Raw genomic sequence first — 21853 nt, 5'->3', positions numbered from 1 at the left:
GGGATTTCGGAACGTACGGAGGAGGCGCGCCCAGCCGATGGTGACTCAATGTCATGGGACCGTCAAGAGAGCGCGTCATCAGTCAACACCCATGACACGACTGATGGTTGACTCGTACTGGGCCGAACGGCGGCGCGTCGGCGGATGGCACTGCGCCTGCCGGGTGACACTGGACGGGTGCCCGAGCTGCCCGAAGTGCAGGCCCTGGCCGAGCGCATGACCACCGCCTGCGCCGGCCGCACCCTCGCCCGCGTGGACACCCTCTCCGTCCAGGTGCTCAAGACCTTCGACCCGCCGGTCCACGCGCTGCACGGCCTTCCGGTGCGGGAGGTCGGCCGGCACGGCAAGTTCCTGGACCTGGCGACGGAGGACGGCCCCCACCTGGTGGTCCACCTCGCCCGGGCGGGCTGGGTGCACGAGCGCACCTCCTTCCCCGCCGCGCCGCCGAGCCGCCGCGGCCCGCTCGCGCTGCGGATCGTGCTGGACGACGGGTCCGGCTTCGACCTGACCGAGCAGGGCACGACCAAGCGGCTGGCCGCGTACGTGGTGACCGATCCGCAACTGGTGCCCGGCGTCGCCCGGCTCGGGCCGGACGCCCTGGCGGTGACCGCGCAGGAGCTGGGCGCGCTGGCGGACGGGGCGCGGCAGCGGTTGAAGACCTTCCTGACCGACCAGGCGGTCATGGCCGGGATCGGGAACGCCTACTCCGACGAGATCCTGCACGCGGCGCGGCTCTCGCCGTACGCGATGGCGTCCGCGCTGAAGGAGGAGCAGGTCGAGCGGCTGCACGCGGCGGTCCGGCAGGTGCTCGGCACGGCGCTGGAGCACGCCCGCTCGGCACCGCCCGGCGGCCTGAAGTCCGAGAAGAAGGCCGGCCTCGCCGTGCACGGGCGGGCCGGGGAGCGCTGCCCGATCTGCGGGGACACCGTCCGCTCGGTCGACTTCGCCGACTCCTCGCTGCAGTACTGCCCGACCTGCCAGACCGGCGGCCGGACCCTGGCCGACCGGAGACTGTCGCGACTCCTCAAGTAGATGATTGAATCTGCGCAGAACGAGTTATTTTCGAGCGCATTCAATCATGGGAGCCTGTCGTCGTGATCCTGACCGTCACCCCCAACCCGGCCCTGGACGTCACGTACGCGGTGCCCGGGTTCCGGCCGCACCGCAGCCACCGGGTGGCCGAGGTCGCCGCCCAGGCCGGCGGCAAGGGGGTGAACGTCGCCCGGGTGCTGAGCGCGCTGGGCCGGGAGGCGCAGTGCGTCCTGCCGCTCGGCGGCGCGACGGGCGACGCGGTCGAGGCCGACCTGCGGGCGGCCGGGCTGCGGTACCACGCGGTGCGGATCGCCGGCGAGACCCGCCGGACCGTCGCCGTGGTCGACGAGACCGACGCCACCATGCTCAACGAGGCCGGTCCGGAACTGACGGACGCCGAGTGGCAGCGGCTGTGCCGCGAGGTCGGGCGGCTGCTGCCCGGGGTGGGCGTCCTGGTGCTGTCCGGCAGCCTGCCGCGCGGCGTACCGGCCGACGGGTACGCGCAGCTGGTGGCCCTGGCGCGGCGGGCCGAGGTGCCCTGCGTCCTCGACGCGGACGGCCCCGCCCTCACCGCCGCGCTCGCCGCCGGCCCGACCGTGGTCAAGCCGAACGCCGCCGAACTGGCCGCCGCCACCGGCCTCACCGACCCGGCCGCGGCCGCCGCCGCCCTGCTCGAACGCGGCGCCGGCGCCGTCCTGGCCTCCCTCGGACCGGACGGGCTGCTCGCCGTCGACCCCGAGGGCGCCTGGCGCTGCGCACCGCCCGCCGCCGTCACCGGCAACCCCACCGGCGCCGGCGACTCCGTGGTCGCCGCGCTGGCCGCGGGCCTGCTCGGCGGCGCCGGCTGGCAGGCGATCCTGCCCGACGCGGTGGCCCTCTCCGCCGCCACCGTGCTCGCCCCGCGGGCCGGCCGGTTCGACGCCCCCGCCTACCACCGCCTCCGCGCCACCACGACCGCGCACGCGGGGCGGTAGGCGGGGGCGGTCGACGGGGGGGCGTCGGCGGGCTTCGGCTGGGGGCGTCGGCCGGGTGGGCGGTCGGCGGGGGGCGTCGGCCGGTGGGCGTCGGCCGGTGGGCAGTCGGCGGGGGCCGAGGGCCGGGGGGCCCGGCGCCTACCGGACGTACTCCGCCAGGTGCTGGGCCGTCAGCGTGCCGCCCGCGGCGATCAGCTCCGCCGGAGTGCCCTCGAAGACGACCCGGCCGCCGTCGTGGCCGGCGCCCGGACCGAGGTCGATGATCCAGTCGGCGTGCGCCATGACGGCCTGGTGGTGCTCGATCACGATCACCGACTTGCCGGCGTCGACCAGCCGGTCGAGCAGGCCGAGGAGTTGCTCGACGTCGGCCAGGTGCAGGCCGGTGGTGGGCTCGTCGAGGACGTAGACGCCGCCCCGGTCGGCCATGTGGGTGGCGAGCTTGAGCCGCTGCCGCTCGCCGCCGGACAGCGTGGTGAGCGGCTGACCGAGGCTGACGTACCCGAGGCCGACGTCCGCCAGACGGTCCAGGATCCGGCTGGCGGCCGGGGTCTTGGCCTCCCCCGCCGCGAAGAACTCGCGCGCCTCGGCGACGGGCATGGCCAGCACCTCGCTGATGTCCCGCCCGCCGAAGCGGTACTCGAGCACCGAGGCGTCGAACCGCTTGCCCTCGCACTCCTCGCACGGGGTGGCCACCCCCGCCATCATCGCCAGGTCGGTGTAGACCACGCCCGCGCCGTTGCAGTTCGGGCAGGCACCCTCCGAGTTGGCGCTGAACAGCGCCGGCTTGACCCCGTTGGCCTTGGCGAAGGCCTTGCGGATCGGCTCCAGCAGCCCGGTGTAGGTGGCCGGGTTGCTGCGCCGGGAGCCCTTGATCGGGGCCTGGTCGACCGAGACCACCCCCTCCCCCGCCGGGATCGACCCGTGCACCAGCGAGCTCTTACCCGAACCGGCGACACCGGTGATCACGGTCAGCACCCCGAGCGGGATGTCGACGTCCACGTCCCGCAGGTTGTTGGCGGACGCCCCGCGGATCGACAGCTTCCCGGTCGCCGCGCGCACCGAGGGCTTCACCGCGGCCCGGTCGTCGAAGTGACGCCCGGTCACCGTCCCGCTGGAGCGCAGCCCGCCGACCGTCCCCTCGAAGCAGACCGTGCCGCCCGCCGTGCCGGCGCCGGGGCCGAGGTCGACGACGTGGTCCGCTATCGCGATGGTCTCCGGCTTGTGCTCGACCACCAGCACCGTGTTGCCCTTGTCGCGCAGGCGCAGCAGCAGGCCGTTCATCCGCTGGATGTCGTGCGGGTGCAGGCCGGTGGTGGGCTCGTCGAAGACGTACGTGACGTCGGTGAGCGAGGAGCCGAGGTGGCGGATCATCTTCACCCGCTGGGCCTCGCCGCCCGAGAGGGTGCCGGCCGGACGCTCCAGCGAGAGGTAGCCGAGGCCGATCTCGACGAAGGAGTCGAGGGTGTGCCGGAGGGTGGCGAGCAGCGGGGCGACGGACGGCTCGTCCAGGCCGCGGACCCACTCCGCCAGGTCGCTGATCTGCATCGCGCAGGCGTCGGCGATCGAGACGCCGCGGATCCTGGAGGAGCGGGCGGCCTCGCTCAACCGGGTGCCGCCGCAGTCGGGGCAGGTGGTGAAGGTGACGGCCCGGTCGACGAACTCCCGGATGTGCGGCTGCATGCCCTCCTTCTCCTTGGCGAGCATGGACTTCTGGATCCGCGGGATCAGGCCCTCGTAGGTCATGTTGATCCCGGCGATCTTCATCCGGGTCGGCTCGTGGTGCAGGAAGGCGGCCAGTTCCTTCTTGGTGAACTTCCCGATCGGCTTGTCCGAGGGGAAGAGCCCGGACTCGCTGTACAGCCGGTGGTTCCAGCCGCCGGGCTTGTAGCCGGGGATGGTGAGCGCGCCCTCGTCCAGCGACTTGGTGTCGTCGTAGAGCTGCGCCAGGTCGATGTCGTTGACGTTGCCGCGGCCCTCGCAGCGCGGACACATGCCGCCGGTGATGCTGAAGCTGCGGCGCTCCTTGACGGTCTGTCCGCCGCGCTCCACGGTGACCGCGCCGGCGCCGCTGATCGAGGCGACGTTGAAGGAGTACGCCTTGGGCGAGCCGATGTGCGGGTCGCCGAGCCGGCTGAACAGGATGCGCAGCATCGCGTTGGCGTCGGTGGCGGTGCCGACGGTGGAGCGCGGGTCGGCGCCCATCCGCTGCTGGTCGACGATGATCGCGGTGGTCAGCCCCTCCAGGACGTCCACCTCGGGCCGGGCGAGGGTGGGCATGAAGCCCTGGACGAAGGCGCTGTAGGTCTCGTTGATCAGGCGCTGCGACTCGGCGGCGACGGTGTCGAAGACCAGCGAGCTCTTGCCCGAGCCGGAGACACCGGTGAAGACGGTCAGCCGGCGCTTGGGGATCTCAACGCTGACGTCCTTGAGGTTGTTCTCGCGGGCGCCGATCACCCGGATCAGGTCGTGGCTGTCGGCGGTGTGCGACTCGGCCCTGCTCATCGTGTCTCCCTCTCGTCCTCGCCCTGGTTGCCGATCTAACCAGGTCCGGCTGTCACTGACTTCACTGAAGAGAGGCTGAACCCACCCCCTGAGGTCACACCCGACTCCTACGCTCCGAGCATCTGATAACAAGAGTCCGAAAGACGTGACGATGCTCTTCATCTCCCTCCTGCTGCTGGCCGCCGGCCTGGTCGTCATGGTGCTCCGGCGCCGCGGCGCGGTCCGGGGTCGGGCGGCAACCGCCGGCGGCATCCTGACCGGCGTGCTGGGCGTCCTGCTCGGCGTGACCACCTTCGTCCACGTGGTGGAGCCGTACGAGGTCGCCGTGCCCACCACGCTCGGCAAGATCGGCGGCACCTGGCAGCCCGGGCTGCACCTGAAGTCCCCGCTCACCGACGTGACGAGCTTCTCCACCCGCCCGTCCGACCTGAACCTGAACGGCAACGACACGGTCGAGGTCCGCTCCTCCGAGGGCGGCGTGCTCTACGCCGACCTCACCGTGAAGTGGTCGATCGACCCGCAGCACACCCTCGCCCTGTACAAGCTCGCCGGCAGCGCCGAGGCGGTGCAGCAGCGGCTGGTCCAGCCCGACAGCCGCGAGATCGTCCGCAACGTCTTCGCCAAGCACACCGGCGTCGAGGGGTACACCTCCCAGCGCGAGGCCATCGCCGCCGAGATCGAGAAGCAGATCACCGACCGGCTCGCCCCGCGCGGCATCCTGGTCAACGGCGTCAACCTGCGCAACGTCAAGCCCAGCGACAGCCTGCAGCACGCGATCGAGGCGAAGATCCAGCAGGACCAGGCCACCGCCCAGGCCGAGGCCGCCGTCCGCACCGCCAAGGCGGAGGCCGAGAAGCGGAAGATCGACGCCGACTCCACCGCCGCCGCCAACGCGGCGATCGCCGGCTCGCTGACCGACAAGCTGCTGCTCAGCCAGTGCATCGAGGCCTTCAAGGCCGCCGCCGAGAAGAACCCGGTGTACGCAAGCCCCTGCGGCAGCGGCGGCACCCCGGTGATCGTCGACTCCACCAAGCGCTGACCGCTACGGCCCGCCGTCGGCCCCCGGGCCCCCGGGCCGTCGTCGGGCCGTCGTCGGGCCGTCGCCACAGGCGCAGGCGCGCCCGTCCCCGCACTCGCCGCGTGCTTCCCCGCACTCGCCGCGTGCTTCCCCGCACTCGCCGCGTGCTTGCCTCGCCTTCCAGGCCCTCGTCGCGTCACTCCGCGCCCTTCCGCGCCCTCCTCCGCGTCCTTCCGCGCCCTTGCCGTCGGACGGTGGCGAGGGCGTGGAATGCTTCTCGTACGAGGCGCGACGGCGGAGGTGCCGCGGTGACAGCTGGGCTCGGCGAACGGTCCAACGGGGAGACCGACGCGGTGGTGGTCGGCTCCGGCCCGAACGGGCTGGCCGCCGCCCTGGCCCTCGCCGCCGCAGGCCTGCGGGTCGAGGTGTACGAGGCCGCCGACACCCCGGGCGGCGGTACCCGGACCGCCGAAACCACCCTCCCCGGCTACCGCCACGACCTCTGCTCGGTCGCCCACCCGATGGCCCTCGCCTCGCCGTTCTACCGGGCCTTCGGCCTCGCCGACCGGGTCGAGCTGTTGCAACCCGCAGCCGCCTTCGCCCAGCCGCTGGACGGTCGGCCGGCCGCCGTCGCCTGGCGCGACCTGGACCGGACCGCCGCCGGCCTCGGCCGGGACGGCCGGGCGTGGCGCGCGGTCTTCGGCCCCCTCGTCGACCACTGGCCGGACCTGGTCGACACCGCCCTCTCCGACCAACGGACCCCACCCACGACGCCGCTCACGAAACCGCTCACCGCACTGCGGCTGCTGCTGCGGGTCGCCGAGTTCGGCACCCCCGCCTGGACCGCCCGGTTCCGCGAACCCGCCGCCCGCGCCCTGCTCGCCGGCGTCGCCGCCCACGCGATCCAGCCGCCTCGCACCCTCCCCGCGGCAGGCGCCGGGCTGCTGCTCGCCACCCTCGGACACGCCGTCGGCTGGCCCGTCCCGCGCGGCGGCAGCCAGGCCATCGCCGACGCCATGACCGCCGAACTCACCCGGCTCGGCGGCCGGATCCACACCGGTCGGCCGATCGGCCGGCTCACCGACCTGCCCCGGGCCCGCGCCGTCCTGCTCGACACCAGCCCCGCCGGGCTGCTCCGCATCGCCGGTCCCGCCCTGCCCGAACGCCACGCCCGGCAGCTGCGCGCCTTCCGCTACGGCGCGGGCGCCTGCAAGGTCGACTTCGCGCTCTCCGGACCCGTCCCGTGGACCGACCCCGACTGCGCGTACGCCGGCACCCTGCACCTGTCCGGCACCCAGGAGGAGACCCTCGCCGTCGAACGCGAGGTCGCCGCCGGCCGGCACCCCGAGCGCCCGTACGTGCTCGCCGTCCAGCCCGGCATCGTGGACACCACCCGCGCCCCCGCCGGCCGCCACACCCTCTACACCTACGCGCACGTCCCGCACGGATCCACCCTGGACGTCGCCGACGCCGTCACCGCCCAGGTCGAGCGCTTCGCCCCCGGCTTCCGCGACCTGGTCCTCGCCCGGCACACCACCACCGCAGCCGACCTGGCCCGGTACAACGCCAACTACGTCGGCGGGGACATCAGCGCCGGCGCCATGACCCTGCGCCAGACCGTGTTCCGGCCACGCCCCGCACTCGACCCCTACCGCACCCCGCTCCCCGGGCTGTACCTGTGCTCGGCCTCCACCCCGCCCGGCCCCGGCGTCCACGGCATGTCCGGACTGCACGCCGCCCGGCGGGCACTGCGCCACACCTTCCACCTCGACGCCGACCCGCTCGCCCTCCTCACCGGCCTCCGGACCTGAGGCGTCCGGCCGGGTGGCCGGCCGGCCGGTCTACTCGCCGGGCGGCCGGGCTGCTCGCCGGGCGGCCGGGTGGCGATCGACCGACTCGACCGACCGACGATCAGCGCAGCCGCGGCGGACCCAGCAGATCGAGCACGGTGCCCCACTCGAAGGGCGCGTCGTCGTCCGCGGCCGCCCGTGGTCGTGCCTGCTCCTCCGCCGGGAAGCGAACACCCATCCCGGACAGCCGCTCGACCGCCGCCCGGTACGCCGGATGGGCGGCCAGCGCGGCGTTCACCCTCGGATGCACCGCCGTCGGAACACCCAGTCCGTACGCCTCGCACAGGATCGCCAGCGCCAGGGTGTCCGCGATGCCCGCCGCCCACTTGTTGACCGTGTTGAACGTCGCCGGAGCCACCGCGATCGCGTCCGGCGGCGGCAGCGGCCGCGACGCTCCCGGCGCCCGCCACTCGCAGCGCACCGGCAGACCGGTCTGCGCCTCCAGCGCCGCCCGGTCGACGATCGCCAGGGAATTCGGCGTCGCCACCACCCCCACCCGCCAGCCTCGGCCCCTGGCCGTCTCGATCAGCTCCGACACCTCCGCAGCCACCCCCGCCGCACACACCACGATGTACAGGAACGGCTCACGCTGCGCGTCCACCCCACGACTCCCCTCGTCCGCCGGCTCGCGACTCTGCCCGACCGCCGCGAGTCTAGGCGCGGCCCGCCGCCGCCCTGTCGGTCAGCTCTCGGACGGAGCAGTGTCCGGCGGTGGCCGGGTCGCGGGTGGCCTGGTCGCGGGTGGCGGACTCCCGGACGGACTCCCTGTGGGCGGGGTCGCTGGCGGGCTGCCGGGCGGGCTCCCCGGCGGGGGCGGCGAGGAGAGCGGCTGGGTGACGACCACCTCGGCGGGGCGCAGCAGGTGGCCGCCGACCCGGTAGCCGGTGCGGACGATCTCGGCGCAGACCGGTCCGGCTCCCGGCACAGCGGTGCCGGTGTCACCGGGCGCCCGGTCCACCGCGTCGTGGCAGGTCGGGTCGAACGGATCACCGGGCTCACCGACGGACTCCAGCCCGAGCGCGCCGAGCCGGCTCTCCAGCAGTTCGGCGACGGCGCGCAGCCCACCGGTGAGGCGGCCCTGGGCGCGGGCGGCGTCCAAGGCGTCGAGCACCGGCAGCAGCCCGGCCAGCACGTTGGCGACGGCGGCCTCGCCCACCACGAGCCGGTCCCGGTGGACTCGCTTGCGGTAGTTCGCGAACTCCGCCTGCAGGCGTTGCAGGTCCGCCGTCCGCTCGGCCAGCAGCCGTTCGATCCGATCACCACCGGGGTCGGTCATCGCCGTCCGCCTCCTCAGCCCTCCTCTCCGGCATAGGCACCGCCGGCAACCGTGTCAAGGCGGGGCTACGGGAGCACACCCGCCAGCACCAGCAGGGCGCAGACCCCGAGGTTGACCGTCCGGTATGCCAGGAACACCGCCACGAACTCCCGGATGGTCGCGCTCGGCCAGAAGTACGCGGCGGTCGGCGAACCGACCACCTGGCCGTTGATCCCCGCCTTGCGTGCGAGCAGCGCGGCGCGGAAGGCGTGGAAGTTGTTGGTGACCACGACGCAGAGGTAGTCCGGCTTCTCCCGAGCCATGATCACCTGCGAGAAGGCGAGGTTCTCCTCCGTGTTGCGCGAGCGGTCCTCCCGCTCGATCCGGTCGTCGGGGACGCCTCGCTCCAAGAGGTAGTCGGCCATGGCGTGGGACTCCGGCACCCCCTCATCGGGCCCCTTCCCACCGGAGGCGATGATCACCGGGGCCCGGCCGCGGAGCGTCTGCGCCTCGTACAGCAGTCGCCCACGGTCGAGCCGGCCGGCGAGCAGCGGGGTGACCCGGACGCCGCCGGCCAGGCCCGCACCGAGCACCACCACGTAGTCGACGTCCTCGCGCGGGGTGAGCCGACCGTACAGGAAGCCGTAGCCGATGAAGCAGAGGAACAGGAACGAGAGGTAGCTGGCCAGCAGGAAGACCGTCCTGGCCGCGACCACCAGGGCGTGCGAGTCGGCCTGGGTGGCGGCGAGCAGCAGTCCGACGACGCCGAGGATGCCGAGGCCGGCGAGGAGTGACAGCAGGTTGGCGAGTCGGCGGCCCTCCTTCTGGATCATCTTCACGCCGTTGGCGATCAGCAGTCCGGCCAGGACCAGGGTGCCGACGGCGGGTAGCAGCACCATCGCGACCAGGACGAGTTCGGCGGCGACGGAGTCGGCCCGGCCGAGTTCGACCAGCATGGCGAGGGCGGTGAAGGTGACGGTCAGCCCCAGCAGGACGGCGTTGCTGAACCGCCGGGGGTCACGCAGGACCCCGCCGATGAACAGCGCCAGGAAGATCGCAGCCGGGGCGTAGACCAGCAGCCCTGTCATTGTCGGTACCCCCGCTGTCCCGGTTCCGTCGAAGTGGTCGGTGCGGTCGAAGTGGTCGAAGCGGTCGGTGCCGTCGAGGGCATCAGCGGGTCGCGGAGCCCGCGTTCTCCCGGGCCGGGTGGTCCTCGGGCAGGCCCTCGGCGAGGTCCTCGGCGAGCAGGCGCTTGGCGATGGTGTCGGCGGCGGCGCGCAGCTCGGCACTGCGCGGACGGCCCCGGTCCTCCTCCAACCGCTCGTTCAGCCAGTTCGACCAGGCCTTGGTGATCGCGGCGGCCTCCCGGTCGCCGGCCTCGGTGTGGGCGTAGAAACCGTTCTGTCGGCTCAGGTAGCCCTCCTGGACCATCCGGGTGAACGTCGGCTCCAGCACCTCCGGGGGAACGCGGCGGCGGGCCGCGATCAGGTTGATGTTGGCGTGGCCCACGGCTCGGGTGAAGAACTCGACCTGCATCACCGCCCAGGCCCCGGCGACGTCCAGCCGGGTGCCGGAGGATCCGACCACTCGGCGCGCGGTGTCCATGCCCACCTGCCGGATGATCTTGCCGACGGCCAGCTCCAGCACCCGCGCGGAGTCGCCGGAGGTCGGCTGGGCGAAGCCCTCGCCCATGTCGGTGGAGCTGGCCCTGGCGGTGTCGCGCAGCTTGACCTGCTTGAGGAAGAGCGCCACCACGAAGCCGATCAGGGCCACCGGGACGGTCCACAGGAAGACGGTGTGCAGGGAGTCCGCGTACGCGTCGATGATCGGGGCGGCCTGGTCGGGCGGCAGCTCGTGCACGCCCTGCGGGCTCTGTGCCGCGGCGGCGAGTGCCCGCGGGTCGGCGCCGGTGGTCCGGGCGGCCTCGGCGACGCCCTGGGCGAGGTTCGGTTTGAGGGAGTTGACGTAGATGGTGCCGAAGACGGCGGTACCGAAGGAGCTGCCGAGGGTGCGGAAGAAGGTGACGCCGGAGGTGGCGGTGCCGAGGTCCGTGTAGTCCACGGTGTTCTGCACGGCGATGGTCAACACCTGCATGCACAGGCCGATGCCGACGCCGAGCACGAACATGTACAGCGAGGCCAGCCAGGCGCTGGTGCCGGCCCGCATCAGCGAGAGCAGGTAGAGGCCGAGGGCCATGACCAGCGAGCCGACCACCGGGAACCAGCGGTACTGGCCGGTCTTGGAGACCACGTTGCCGCTGAACACCGAGGCGATCAGGAGGCCGATCACCATCGGCAGGGTGCGCACGCCGGAGATGGTCGCCGAGTCGCCGTCGACGTACTGCAGGAAGGTCGGCAGGAAGGTCATCGCGCCGAGCATCGCGAAGCCGACGATGAAGCTGAGGACGGAGCAGACGGTGAAGACCGGGTTGCGGAACAGCCGCATCGGCAGCATCGGCTCGGCCGCACGGGTCTCCGCCCAGCAGAACGCCGCGAGTGCGAGCACGCCGACCACGAACAGGCCGATGATCACCGGCGAGCCCCAGGCGTACTCGTTGCCGCCCCAACTGGTGGCCAGGATCAGTGCGCTGGCGCCGACCGCGACGAGGGTGATGCCCAGGTAGTCGATGACCGGCCGGGCCACCGACCGCACCGCCGGGATGTTCCGGGCCGCCGCGATGACCACCAGGATCGCGATCGGCACGTTCACGTAGAACGCCCAGCGCCAGGTCAGGTGGTCGGTGAACAGGCCGCCCAGCAGCGGACCGATCACCGTGGCCACACCGAACACCGCGCCGATCGCGCCCTGGTACTTGCCCCGCTCGCGCAGCGGGATGACGTCGGCGATCAGCGCCATCGAGGTGACCATCAGGCCGCCGGCACCGACGCCCTGCATCGCCCGCCAGGCGATCAGCAAGGACATGTTGGTTGCCAGGCCGCACAGGAACGAGCCGGTGATGAAGACGATCGCCGAGACCTGGAAGACCACCTTGCGGCCGAACAGGTCGCCGAACTTCCCGACCAGTGCGGTGGTGACGGTCTCCGCCAGCAGGTACGAGGTCACCACCCAGGACATGTGCGAGGCGCCACCGAGGTCAGCGACGATCGTCGGCAGCGCGGTGCCGACGATCGTCTGGTCCAGGGCAGCCAGCAGCATGCCGAGCATGATGGTGCCGAAGACGATGTTGCGCTGCCGCCGGTCGAGCACGGGCGGCGCCGACGACGGGCTGGCGGGTGCGGTCTCGCTGGTGGTGGTCACCCTCGCATCGTCACACCGGTGATCGTCCGCCGCCCGTCCGCAGGTCCGGCCCGGTGACGGGGCGTCCGGACCGGCCGGGGCCCCGACAACTTCCGGCGATCCGTCTGACACAGGGTCGGGAGTCCACCGCGTTAAACGGTCATGGACCGCACAACAACCACTGCGCCAGGTCACCTGGACTTCCGGGAGTTCGCTGCGGCGAGGGGGCGCCACCTGGTCAGAACCGCTTATCTGCTGACCGGTGGCGACGCACACCTCGCCGAGGACCTCGCCCAGGAGGCCCTCGGCCGGGTCTACGGCCGCTGGCGGAAGGTCTCCCGCCTGGAGAACCCGGCCGGATACACCCAGACCGTCCTGGTCAACACCTTCCTGTCGTACCGGCGACGCCGCAGCAGCGGGGAGCACGTCACCGACACCTTCACCGACGGCGCCGCCCCGGAACCCGATCCGGCCCTGCGGATCACCCTGCTGCAGGTGCTCTCCGAACTGCCCGCCCGGGACCGGGCGGTGCTGGTACTGCGCTTCTGGGAGGACCGCAGCGTCGAGGAGACCGCCTCCGCCCTGCACCTGACCGCCGGAGCCGTCCGCTCCCGCAGCAGCCGTGCCCTGGCGCGCCTGCGGGAGCGACTGGGCGCCGATTCGCTTTCGATGCTGAGGAGCTGACCGATGGTTGTCGACGCATTCGAGGAAGAGTTCGCCAAGGCGCTGCGGAACTCCGCCGAGCTGGCGCCGGACCTGCCGGGCGAGATGCTCGCCCGTGTCGCCGAGGCCCGCGGCCAGGCCAGGCGGGGACGCCGCCGGGCCGCCTCGGTGGCCGGCGCGGGAGTGCTCGGTGTGGCGCTGCTGGCGTCCGCCGGCCACCTGGGTCTGGCGTTCCCCGGCGGGGACGGGGACAAGGTCAAGCCGGGCGGCCCTCGCGGCCGGATCACCGGCACGTACATGAGCCAGACCCTGCGTGCGCTGCTGCCCGCCGGCGGGATCAGCGACGAGCAGGGCTTCGGCATCGGGCAGATGGCCATGCCCGACATGGGGCCGACCGCCTGGCTGCAGTTCGACGACGGGCACGGCTCGGTGCAGGTCAACCTCTCCACCGACCGAGTCGATCTGCCGATCGGCGCCGACACCCCGGGCACCCGGTGCGAGGACCCCTTCGACACCCCGATCGAGAGCTGCGACCGGACCGTCCGCCCGGACGGCTCGATCGTGGTGGTCACCAAACAACTGCCGCGCTCGCCGGCCACCGACCGCACATGGATCGCCACCTACACCGGAACCGACGGACGCCATGTCCGCCTCTCTGAACGCGACTTCCAACCTAACGGCACCTCCTCCGGTCGTACCCAACTGCCACTGACACCCGAGCAGCTCACCGCCGTGATCACCAGCTCCACCTGGGACCCGCTGTTCGAGGACTTCCGGCGGGGCGCCACCGGACGGCCGACCGCACCCGAGCCGGTCCTCGCCGCACCCACGAACCTGCTGGCCACCCTCCGGCAGCTCCTCCCGACCGGCGTCACTCCGGGCGACCCCGGTCCGCAGGACATCCCGGGGCGGGCCCATCTGCCGGTCACCGCCGCGGACCGCACCGGCAGCCTCCTCGTCCAGATCGAGCCGAACTGGGGGAACGCCGAGCAGCGGAACTCGTTCGGCTCGGACAGCAACCAGCACGACCTGGTGCGCGCCGCCGACGGCACCGTCTCGGTGATCCGGCTCACCGGGACGTCCAAGGGCCAGCCCGAGCCGGTGCACTACTGGCAGGCCGAGGTGCTCCGGCCCGACGGCACGATGATCACCCTCTCCGAGGTGAACAGCACCACCTGGTACGGCGCCAAGCCCGGCACTCCGGTGCTGACGGTCGAACAGCTGCGCACCATCGCACTCGACCCCGCGTGGGTGCGGTGAACCGTGTCGGCAGGCCGGGACGGTGAGCCGGAGGCGCCGAGTCGGGGACATCTGCTCACAATGAGGGGATGGAGCGCCAGGGCCGTCCGGAGTGTCTGTTCTGCCAGGTGATCACCGGGGAGGTGCCGGTGCACCTGGTGCTCGAGGACGAGGTGGCGGTGGCGTTCCTCGACCACCGGCCGCTCTTCCACGGGCACGTGCTGGTCGTACCCCGGACGCACGTGGAGACCCTCACCGATCTGCCGGAGGACCTGGTCGGCCCGTTCTTCGAACGGGTCCGCGAGGTCACGGCAGCGGTCGAGGCCGGGATGGCGGCGGCAGGCAGCTTCGTCGCCGCCAACAACCGGGTCAGCCAGTCCGTGCCCCACCTCCACGTCCATGTGGTGCCGCGCAACCGCAAGGACGGCCTGCGGGGGTTCTTCTGGCCGCGCACCCGCTACGGCGACGACGCCCAGGCCGCCGACACTGCCGCACGGATCCGCGAAGCGCTCCGGTCGGAGAGTTAGAGGACGGCTATGGACAGGGGCCGGGTGCCGGCGGGGAGGCGATGGGTGTCGCCGCTGGCGAGGTCGATGACGGTGAGGCCGTTCCAGTAGCCGTCGCGGGTGAAGCCGCCGGTGACGTAGGCGGTGCGGCCGTCAGGGCTGGTGGTGACGGTCTCGTGGGGGCCGTCGAGGGGGTAGAGCCGCTCGGTGCCGTCGGGATTGCGGACGGTCAACGAGGGGCCGGCGTCGGTGGCGGGGTCGATCGGCCCGGTGCCCACGACGAGGAGGCGTCCGTCGGGGGCGAGAGTGGCGCCGTGCTGGTGGGTGTGGGCGGTCATCGGCTCGATGGTGGTGCGGCCGGTGGCGGGGTCGACGACGGCCAGCCGCTCCCCCTCGAACGGGAGCAGCAGTCTGCCGTCGGAAGGACGGACGGCGGTGTAGTGCGGCTTGAGCCAGGACCCGAGGCCGCCCTCCGTGCCGTACGGGGCGACTTCGATCCGCCTGGGAACGAGTGTGGCGGTGGGGACCGCGGTGACGTCGAAGGAGTCATGGTCGGTGGCGTAGACCGTGGCGCCGTCCGGCGAGACGTCCACGTCGAAGGGGCGGCGGCCGACCGGGACGGTGTCGGTCACCTTGCGTGCCGCAGTGTCGACGACCTCCAGGACGCCGTCGCCACCGGGCACGTTCACCCCCACATAGGCGCGGCGGCCGTCCGGGGAGAGCGCTATGCCCATGCCCCCGCCGCGGTACTCACCGGTGGTGACGCGGCCGGTCGCCGTCCGGTACGGAATCAGGTCGAGTCGGGTGCGGGACGCGGTGTCGACGACGGCGACACCCTCGGCGGTGGCGACCCAGGCACGGCCCGCGCCGTCGACCGCCAGACCGTAGGGGGCGGTGCCGACCTCGACGGAGCCGATGGCGCCGCGTTGCGGGTCGACGAAGGTCACCGTGTCCGCACCGAAGTCGGTCACCAGGAACGTGCCGGTCGGGGTCGGTGCGGCAGGGGTGGCCGGCGCGGTGGGGGAGGTCGCTCCGGCGGGAGAGGTCGAGGGCGGGGCAGCGGTGGTGGAGGGCGGGGACGCCGCCGAGGGCGAGGCGGCCGGGCCGGGTGCACAGGCGGTGACGAGGCCGGCCACGGCCGCGACGGGGACGATCAAGGCGCGAAGCACACGGGGGCGGGGGCGGGGGCGGGGCTCACTGGGGGCGGACCGCTTGCGCATCATCTGGACACCTCCGGGCTTCTCCTCGGTTGGTGCCACCATCCTGGTCCGACGGCCGGTGCCTCCACATCGACGGACCGGCTCCGTTGCGCTCCCGGATCGGTCGACACCCGTGTCAACCGATCGGTGGACGCGCGGGCCCGCCCGGATGCGAGATGGTCTAGAGGCCGAGCAACACGGGGTCCGAGGCAAGGGCGCGCAGCGGTTCGCGGGGGTCGGCGACCAGACGGCGGGCGTTGAGGTCCAGGATGCCTCCGACCACGTCGAACTCGGCAGCGAGCACACCGTCGGTGCGGGTGATCCGCTGCTCCAGGCGGAAGGTCTTCCCCTCCGCCCAGATGAAGGCACAACTCACATCCACCTCGTCGCCGGCGCGCAGCTCGCGGCGGTACTTGATGGTGGTCTCCAGGACAACCGGTCCCACGCCCTTGGAGAGGAGGTCGGCCTGGCGGATGCCCGCCGCCTGGAGGTGCTCCCAGCGGGCGTGCTCGGCGTACTGGAGGTAAACGGCCTGGTTGAGGTGGCCCTGGGTGTCGGTCTCGTACCCGCGGACGGTGATCCGTACGGAGAATGCCTCGTCGCTCATGTCTCGGCACGCTACTCCCGACGGTCCGTCAGCGCCGTGTCCGGTGTCACGTGGCGCCCGGGGTGCAGACCCGACCTGCGGGCCCGTCAGGAATGTCGGCCTCGACCGGGAGATCGGGGCCGTCGGGGAGGTCGCACCCGTCAGGAAGGGCGCCGGTATCGGAGAGGCCGTGGGCGTCGAGGAGGCCACGGGCGTCGAGGAGGGCGCGTGCATCAGGGAAGCCGCATGCATCAGGAAGGCCGCGGAGGGGAGGGGTCGGCCATCACATTGATCTCGACGATCCGACCGCCCCGGACAGTCAGGCTCACGACGGCTTGCGGGTGACCGTTCGGAGCGGCCAGGAGACCGGGCTCACCGTTGATCAGGATGCGGCAGGAGCCGTCGACGAGCCCGACGAGGGCAAGCGCTTCGCGCGCGACCGTCTCGGCGCCACGAACCACCCGCGAGGGGCCGGCACCGGGTGACGCACCGGGGCGCCCCGCGGAGGGCTGGGACTGCTGCTCGGCCATCGCCCGCTCTCCTCGTGGTCGGTACGGCACCAGGGCCGGCCGGCCGACAGCTGGTCGGTCCGTCACCGGGGCGACGGAGTGGAACCGGCAGATGTGACGGCAGTACGAAATGCGATCGGGGAGGTGCCAGTCCGTTGATGGAAGTACTTGGCGAAGTTGGCGGCGTCCGCGAAGCCGAGGTGCTCGGCGATCCGGGCGGCGGAGCGGTCGCTGTGCGCCAGCAGGCGCTTGGCCTCCAGGATCACCCGGCGGTCGACGAACTCCTTCGCGCCGACCCCGGCCGCCGCCAGGGTTGCCCGGGAGAGCGTGCGCGGCGAGTAGCCGAGGGCCCGTGCGTAGTCCTCGACCCGACGGGTACGGGTGTAGTCGCGTTCCACGGCTTGGCGGAACCGCAGGTACGTCTCCCCCGGCTCGACGGCCCCGGCCCCGGCCGGCGCCGTGAGATGGGCGAGACGCAGCACGACGGCGGCAAGCAGGTGCCGCAGCAGCGCGAGGTGGACATCGGCGGGCAGCGCCCCGCCGGAGTCGAACTCTCGGTGCAGGTGGCGGACGGCGCCGTCGAGGGCTTCCCGGTCCTCACCGCACGGCTGCTGCACGGCGGGCGCGAACGGATCGTCGAGCCGAGCGGCGGCAACCGTCGCGGGGTCGGGGAAGCCCGGTTCGAACAGCACCAGCGTCCCCTCGGCCCCGGTGAGCCCGCCCCACTGCTGGACCTGACCGGGCCGCACCCACAGCCACGTGCCGGGTTCGAGCGTGTAGCCGGTGAAGTCGACGGTGTGGCACAGCCTGCCGGTGTCCAGCGTGAGCAGATGGTGGAAGGCAGGCCGCTGAGGCCGGAAGAAGGCGTCTCCGGGGTGGCGTCGGCGCAGCTCGGCCAGGGTCATCACCTCGACGCCCGCCGGGGTGCCGGGCGGAGCGGCGAACGGGACTTCCGGAATCTCCGGTCCGCGGGTCCGCTGCTGAGCCTGTCGCATTCTCACCACATCCGCTGCCAGGCTACCTCTCCGCCGGCCCTCTCCGGCGCGCGCCCGTACCGCCGCGGGTTCCGTGCGTCAGTACCATCGCCGCATGGTGATCACGTACGAGTGGCGCGACGGGTTCACGGACGGGGAGTTGGGCGAGCTGCACGCGGCCGGCTTCGGCTACCGGCCGACCGGCCACGGGTGGGGCGAGCAGGTGCGGCGGCACAGCCTCGGCTGGGTGTGCGCCCGGGAGGCCGGCGGGCGCCTGATCGGGTTCGTCAACGTGGCCTGGGACGGCGGGCGGCACGCCTTCCTGCTGGACACGGTGGTGTCACCGGATGCCCAGCGCGGTGGGATCGGCTCCCGACTGGTCGCGGAGGCGGCGCGGGAGGCCCGTGCGGCCGGATGCGAGTGGCTGCACGTGGACTTCGAGCCGGAGCTGTCGGCGTTCTATCTCACCGAGTGCGGGTTCCGGACGACAGCGGCCGGGCTGCTCCGTCTGACCGACTGACTGGCACCCCCGCCCGGCAGGCGCCCACGGGCGGCAGTCGCCGCCGGCCGATCGGGACCCCGGACGGCTCGGAACCCCGGACCGACCGGCACCCTGGGCCGACCTGGTACCCCAAACCGACCGGCACCACCACCGTCCGACAGCTACCGCCGCCATCCGCGCCACACCGCAGCACGCCCCCGCTCCCGGCTGCAGCTCCAGCCCCGACCTCCCCGGCCCCGACCACGACGACGGTCACAACGACGGCCACGACCACGGCCCCGGCCCGCACCGTGACCGCACAACGCGACGGTCGGTCAGCCGAGGAGGTCGAGCACCGGGCGCAGCCCGTCCGGTCGCTGCTCGACAGGCAGGTGGTCGACCCGGTGGAAGGCGCAGCCGAGGGCGGCGGCCGCGCCGTCGGCGGGGACGTCGTCGCCGACCATCAGGACGTCGGCGGGAGCCAGGCCGAGGCGGTCGCACGCCTCCTGGAAGATCGTCGGCTCGGGCTTCTGCGCCCCGAACTCGAAGGAGAGGAGGTACACGTCCACGAACTCGTCGAGCCCGTGGCGGCGGAAGATCGGACGCAGGTCCCAGCCGATGTTGCTGACCACGGCGACCGGGATGCCGCGGCGGCGGAGTTCGCGCAGGACGGGTCCGGCGTCCGCGTAGGGCTGCCAGGCGTCAGGGTCCATGTGCCGGTCGTAGAGCGCGTCCGCGTCGACGGCAGCCACGGCAGCCACATCAGAGGCGGCCGCATCGAAGGCGGCCACGACGGAAACGTCCGCGTCCACGGCGGTGGGCGGCTCCGCGGCCCCGGCGAGCGCGGCGCGGGCCAACCCGGCGTAGGCGGTGCGGTGTTCGGCGGCACCGAGGTCCCGGATCGCCCATGCGTCGGCCAGCTCGGCGGGCAGGGTGCGCGGCGGGACACCACCCGGAAGCGCACCGAACTCCTCCAGCCGGGCGACCAGTTCCGCGCGCTCGGCAGCATCGAGGACGAGGGCCGTCGCGGCGAGGTAGCCGTCCAGCCAGCGCGCGGTCGAGTCGATCCTGAACAGCGTGCCGGAGAAGTCGAACATCACACCTTTGATCACGCCGTCGAGCCTACCGTCGTGCCGTTCCACCCCTCCCGGTCGAGGGCGTGAACGGTGACCGGCTTGCCGGACAACGTGTCCTCGCGGAGCGGGGAGAACCCGAGTCGCGCCGCCACGGCGGCGGAGGGCGCGTTGCCGGGAGCGATCATGGCGGTGATCCGCGCCAGTCCGAGGGCGCCGAAGCCCCAGTCGAGCACGGCGCTCGCCGCCTCGGTCGCGTAGCCGCGGCCCCAGTGGGCGCGGGCAAAGGTCCAGCCGGCCTCGGTCTCCTGGTACTGCGCCCACCAGTTGAGTCCGCAGCGCCCGATCGCCTCGCCGGTGTCGCGGAGTTCCACCGCGCAGAGGCCGTGGCCGCGCTCCGTCCACTGCTGCTCGATGGCCCGCAGCCGGTCGGCGGCCTGCTCCTCGGTGTAGGCGCCGACGAAGCGGTTGACCTCCGGGTCGGCGTGCAGGCGGACCCACCACTCGGTGTCGGCGCTGGTCAGCGGGCGCAGCCGAAGCCGTTCGGTGGTCAGGACAGGATGGTTGGCGATCTCCCTCATGCCCAGACCGTACGCGAATGCCGTCCGCTACTTGACGGTAGGTTCGCGGCGGGGGACGGTGGGCGTCCGCAGGCGGAGGGAGCGGCGATGGGGCCACAGTTCGGCGATTTCCAGAACGAGATCTACTTCGAGGGCCTGTTCGGCGTCCAGCCGAAGTACCCGATGGCCTTCGCCGAGCTGGCGGAGCGGGCCGCGGCCGCGCTGCCGCCTTCGGTGTGGTCGTACGTGGCGGGCGGCGCCGGCGACGAACACACCCAGCGGGCCAACGCTGCGGCGTTCGAGCGCTGGGGGCTGGTCCCCCGGATGATGGTCGGCGCGGCGCAGCGCGACCTGGGCGTGGAGCTGTTCGGACTGTCGCTGCCGACGCCGCTGCTGCTGGCACCCGTCGGGGTGCTCGGGCTGTGCGCACCGGACGGTCACGGCGACCTGGCGACGGCCCGCGCCGCCGCCCGCACCGGCGTGCCGATGATCGCCTCCACCCTCTCGGTGGACCCGCTGGAGCAGGTGGCCGCGGAGTTCGGCGACACTCCCGGGTTCTTCCAGCTGTACCCGCCGAACGACCGGGCGCTGGCCGAGAGCCTGGTGCACCGGGCCGAGCAGGCCGGCTACCGGGGCATCGTGGTCACCCTGGACACCTGGGTGACCGGCTGGCGTCCGCGCGACCTGGCCACCGGCAACTTCCCGCAGCTGCGCGGGCACTGCCTGGCCAACTACACCTCCGACCCGGTGTTCCGGGCCCGGCTGGCCGCCGCCGGCGTCGACCCGGACGGCGATCCACGGCAGGCGGTCATGGAGTGGACCCAGGTCTTCCCCAGCCCGTTGACCTGGGACGACCTGGCGTGGCTGCGGTCGCTGACCTCACTGCCGCTGATCCTCAAGGGCATCTGCCACCCGGAGGACGTCCGGCGGGCGCGGGACGGCGGCGCGGACGGCATCTACTGCTCCAACCACGGCGGCCGGCAGGCCAACGGCGGGCTGCCCGCGCTGGAGTCGCTGCCCGAGGTGGTGGAGGCGGCGGACGGGCTGCCGGTGCTGTTCGACTCCGGGGTGCGCAGCGGCGCGGACGCGGTGAAGGCGCTGGCACTCGGCGCCACGGCCGTCGCGATCGGGCGCCCCTACGTGTACGGGCTCGCCCTGGGCGGGACGGACGGCGCGGTACACGTGCTGCGCTCGCTGCTGGCCGAGGCGGACCTGCTGATGGCGGTGGACGGCTACCCGTCGATCGCAACACTGCGGGCGGAGGGAGCGCTGCGGCGGCTCTGAGTGACGAGCCGGGCAAGGGAGCGCGAGGCACTGCACAGCACTGAGGGGGCACTGGAAGTCTTATTGCGAGCTAGTTGCAATAAAGAGCTAGATGCAGCAGAGTGGTGGGCGCGGGGTCGAGATCGTCTTCCCACCCGGCGCCCGCCGGTCCACGGTGCCGGCCCCGCCACCGAGACCGATCGACCGACACCACCGTGGGCGCGCCCGGCCCGGCCAGACGCGCCACACCGCTGCCAGGGACACCCGGCGCCGCGCCACGGGCTCGACGGCGCCCGCGGCCGCTGCCACGGCGCCGGGCCGCAGCACCGGGCCGCAGCGCTGAACCGCAGCACCGAGCCGTAGCGCTGAACCGCAGCGCCGCGGCGCTACCCCAGCGGGAGCCGGACCACCATGGTCTTTCCGCCCCCGTCCGGGTCGGCGTGCGAGTCCATGCCGCCGCCAAACGCCTCCGCCAGCTCCGCGACCAGCCCGAGACCCCAGCCGCCGCTGCCGTCCTGGTGCGGCACGGCCAGCGCCTGCGGGCAGTGCGGATGCCGGTCGTGCACGCTCACCACGAGTTCGTCCGGCCCCACGGTCAGGCCGAGGGCGGTGCTCGGCGAGTGCTCGGCGGCGTGCCGGACAGCATTGGTCACCAGCTCGCTCACGACCAGCAGCACCGTGTCGGTCAGCGGGTGGTCCGGTCCGATGCCGTGCGCGCCCAGTTCGGCGCGCACCCGGCGTCGTGCCTCCGGCACGGACGCGGGCACGGTGGGGAGGCTCAGGCCGTACCGCACGGTCTGGGGCAGGTCCGCGACAGCCATGTCGGTCCCTTCAAGCGGGGCGGTCGACCACGGGGTGGGGTGCCGTCGTCCGGCCGCGGTGGGGCTCGGCCACCCTGCCCCGCCCGGAGCGGCGGACAGACTGCCGATGAC

Annotated in this window: 21 protein-coding genes; 9 read left to right on the top strand and 12 right to left on the bottom strand. The window is 73.1% G+C overall.

Going from position 1 to position 21853, the window contains the following annotated elements:
• Positions 1 to 177 precede the first annotated feature (177 nt).
• The gene (locus tag ABEB06_RS28375; RefSeq protein ID WP_345699728.1) at positions 178 to 1032 is read left to right on the top strand and encodes an Fpg/Nei family DNA glycosylase; all 855 of its coding nucleotides are present in this window, start codon (positions 178 to 180) and stop codon (positions 1030 to 1032) included.
• Positions 1033 to 1094: 62 nt separating this feature from the next.
• Positions 1095 to 2006: a 1-phosphofructokinase family hexose kinase gene (locus ABEB06_RS28370; protein ID WP_345699727.1), complete on the top strand. Its 912-nt coding sequence runs from the start codon at positions 1095 to 1097 to the stop codon at positions 2004 to 2006.
• Positions 2007 to 2144: 138 nt separating this feature from the next.
• Here the strand turns inward: ABEB06_RS28370 and ABEB06_RS28365 are convergent, their stop codons facing one another.
• Positions 2145 to 4508 (bottom strand): ATP-binding cassette domain-containing protein, encoded by a 2364-nt coding sequence (locus ABEB06_RS28365; protein ID WP_345699726.1) that lies wholly within the window; start codon positions 4506 to 4508, stop codon positions 2145 to 2147.
• Positions 4509 to 4659: 151 nt separating this feature from the next.
• Between ABEB06_RS28365 and ABEB06_RS28360 the strand changes: the two genes are divergently transcribed.
• A complete protein-coding gene (locus ABEB06_RS28360; RefSeq protein ID WP_345702022.1) occupies positions 4660 to 5547 on the top strand; it encodes a prohibitin family protein in 888 nt (295 codons plus the stop codon).
• Between the two features lie 287 nt (positions 5548 to 5834).
• Positions 5835 to 7337, top strand: a complete 1503-nt coding sequence (locus ABEB06_RS28355) for a phytoene desaturase family protein (RefSeq protein ID WP_345699725.1) — start codon at positions 5835 to 5837, stop codon at positions 7335 to 7337.
• 100 nt (positions 7338 to 7437) lie between these two features.
• On the opposite strand, the gene ABEB06_RS28350 is transcribed toward ABEB06_RS28355, so the two are convergent.
• The 4 genes from ABEB06_RS28350 to ABEB06_RS28335 form a co-directional block, all read right to left on the bottom strand.
• The gene (locus ABEB06_RS28350) at positions 7438 to 7977 is read right to left on the bottom strand and encodes a flavoprotein (RefSeq protein WP_345699724.1); all 540 of its coding nucleotides are present in this window, start codon (positions 7975 to 7977) and stop codon (positions 7438 to 7440) included.
• An 81-nt stretch (positions 7978 to 8058) separates the two neighbouring features.
• Positions 8059 to 8652, bottom strand: a complete 594-nt coding sequence (gene grpE, locus ABEB06_RS28345; protein ID WP_345699723.1) for a nucleotide exchange factor GrpE — start codon at positions 8650 to 8652, stop codon at positions 8059 to 8061.
• Between the two features lie 65 nt (positions 8653 to 8717).
• Positions 8718 to 9710, bottom strand: a complete 993-nt coding sequence (locus ABEB06_RS28340) for a YdcF family protein (protein ID WP_345702021.1) — start codon at positions 9708 to 9710, stop codon at positions 8718 to 8720.
• Between the two features lie 91 nt (positions 9711 to 9801).
• Complete coding sequence (locus ABEB06_RS28335) at positions 9802 to 11889, bottom strand: MDR family MFS transporter (protein WP_345699722.1); 2088 nt, start codon at positions 11887 to 11889, stop codon at positions 9802 to 9804.
• Positions 11890 to 12030: 141 nt separating this feature from the next.
• On the opposite strand from ABEB06_RS28335, the gene ABEB06_RS28330 reads away from it, so the two are divergent.
• The 3 genes from ABEB06_RS28330 (at position 12031) to ABEB06_RS28320 (ending at position 14297) form a co-directional block, all read left to right on the top strand.
• A complete protein-coding gene (locus ABEB06_RS28330; protein ID WP_345699721.1) occupies positions 12031 to 12552 on the top strand; it encodes a SigE family RNA polymerase sigma factor in 522 nt (173 codons plus the stop codon).
• 3 nt (positions 12553 to 12555) lie between these two features.
• Complete coding sequence (locus tag ABEB06_RS28325) at positions 12556 to 13791, top strand: hypothetical protein (protein WP_345699720.1); 1236 nt, start codon at positions 12556 to 12558, stop codon at positions 13789 to 13791.
• A 68-nt stretch (positions 13792 to 13859) separates the two neighbouring features.
• On the top strand, positions 13860 to 14297 hold the full coding sequence (locus tag ABEB06_RS28320) for an HIT family protein (RefSeq protein WP_345699719.1): 438 nt from the start codon (positions 13860 to 13862) through the stop codon (positions 14295 to 14297).
• On the opposite strand, the gene ABEB06_RS28315 is transcribed toward ABEB06_RS28320, so the two are convergent.
• The 4 genes from ABEB06_RS28315 to ABEB06_RS28300 all read right to left on the bottom strand — a co-directional run bounded on the left by ABEB06_RS28315 (position 14294) and on the right by ABEB06_RS28300 (position 17565).
• Positions 14294 to 15496: a YncE family protein gene (locus ABEB06_RS28315; RefSeq protein WP_425559808.1), complete on the bottom strand. Its 1203-nt coding sequence runs from the start codon at positions 15494 to 15496 to the stop codon at positions 14294 to 14296. The two genes, ABEB06_RS28320 and ABEB06_RS28315, sit on opposite strands and share 4 nt — an antisense overlap.
• 160 nt (positions 15497 to 15656) lie before the next feature.
• A complete protein-coding gene (locus ABEB06_RS28310) occupies positions 15657 to 16082 on the bottom strand; it encodes an acyl-CoA thioesterase (protein ID WP_345699718.1) in 426 nt (141 codons plus the stop codon).
• A gap of 230 nt (positions 16083 to 16312) precedes the next feature.
• The gene (locus ABEB06_RS28305; RefSeq protein ID WP_345699717.1) at positions 16313 to 16591 is read right to left on the bottom strand and encodes a sigma-70 family RNA polymerase sigma factor family protein; all 279 of its coding nucleotides are present in this window, start codon (positions 16589 to 16591) and stop codon (positions 16313 to 16315) included.
• Between the two features lie 62 nt (positions 16592 to 16653).
• Positions 16654 to 17565, bottom strand: a complete 912-nt coding sequence (locus ABEB06_RS28300; RefSeq protein WP_345699716.1) for a helix-turn-helix transcriptional regulator — start codon at positions 17563 to 17565, stop codon at positions 16654 to 16656.
• A 94-nt stretch (positions 17566 to 17659) separates the two neighbouring features.
• Between ABEB06_RS28300 and ABEB06_RS28295 the strand changes: the two genes are divergently transcribed.
• The gene (locus ABEB06_RS28295; RefSeq protein ID WP_345699715.1) at positions 17660 to 18064 is read left to right on the top strand and encodes a GNAT family N-acetyltransferase; all 405 of its coding nucleotides are present in this window, start codon (positions 17660 to 17662) and stop codon (positions 18062 to 18064) included.
• Positions 18065 to 18360: 296 nt separating this feature from the next.
• On the opposite strand, the gene ABEB06_RS28290 is transcribed toward ABEB06_RS28295, so the two are convergent.
• Positions 18361 to 19134 (bottom strand): HAD-IA family hydrolase, encoded by a 774-nt coding sequence (locus ABEB06_RS28290; protein WP_345702019.1) that lies wholly within the window; start codon positions 19132 to 19134, stop codon positions 18361 to 18363.
• Positions 19134 to 19679, bottom strand: coding sequence for a GNAT family N-acetyltransferase (locus tag ABEB06_RS28285; protein ID WP_345699714.1), 546 nt, complete (start codon positions 19677 to 19679; stop codon positions 19134 to 19136). Before ABEB06_RS28285 ends, ABEB06_RS28290 begins: the two co-directional genes overlap by 1 nt.
• A gap of 87 nt (positions 19680 to 19766) precedes the next feature.
• Between ABEB06_RS28285 and ABEB06_RS28280 the strand changes: the two genes are divergently transcribed.
• Positions 19767 to 20942 carry an alpha-hydroxy-acid oxidizing protein gene (locus ABEB06_RS28280; protein ID WP_345699713.1) on the top strand — a complete coding sequence of 392 codons (1176 nt, stop codon included), beginning with the start codon at positions 19767 to 19769 and terminating at the stop codon, positions 20940 to 20942.
• Between the two features lie 365 nt (positions 20943 to 21307).
• Here the strand turns inward: ABEB06_RS28280 and ABEB06_RS28275 are convergent, their stop codons facing one another.
• Positions 21308 to 21742 carry an ATP-binding protein gene (locus ABEB06_RS28275; protein WP_345699712.1) on the bottom strand — a complete coding sequence of 145 codons (435 nt, stop codon included), beginning with the start codon at positions 21740 to 21742 and terminating at the stop codon, positions 21308 to 21310.
• Positions 21743 to 21853: the final 111 nt, after the last annotated feature.

Source organism: Kitasatospora terrestris (assembly GCF_039542905.1).
Taxonomy (GTDB): domain Bacteria; phylum Actinomycetota; class Actinomycetes; order Streptomycetales; family Streptomycetaceae; genus Kitasatospora; species Kitasatospora terrestris.
This window is presented reverse-complemented; position numbering and strand designations above follow the sequence as displayed.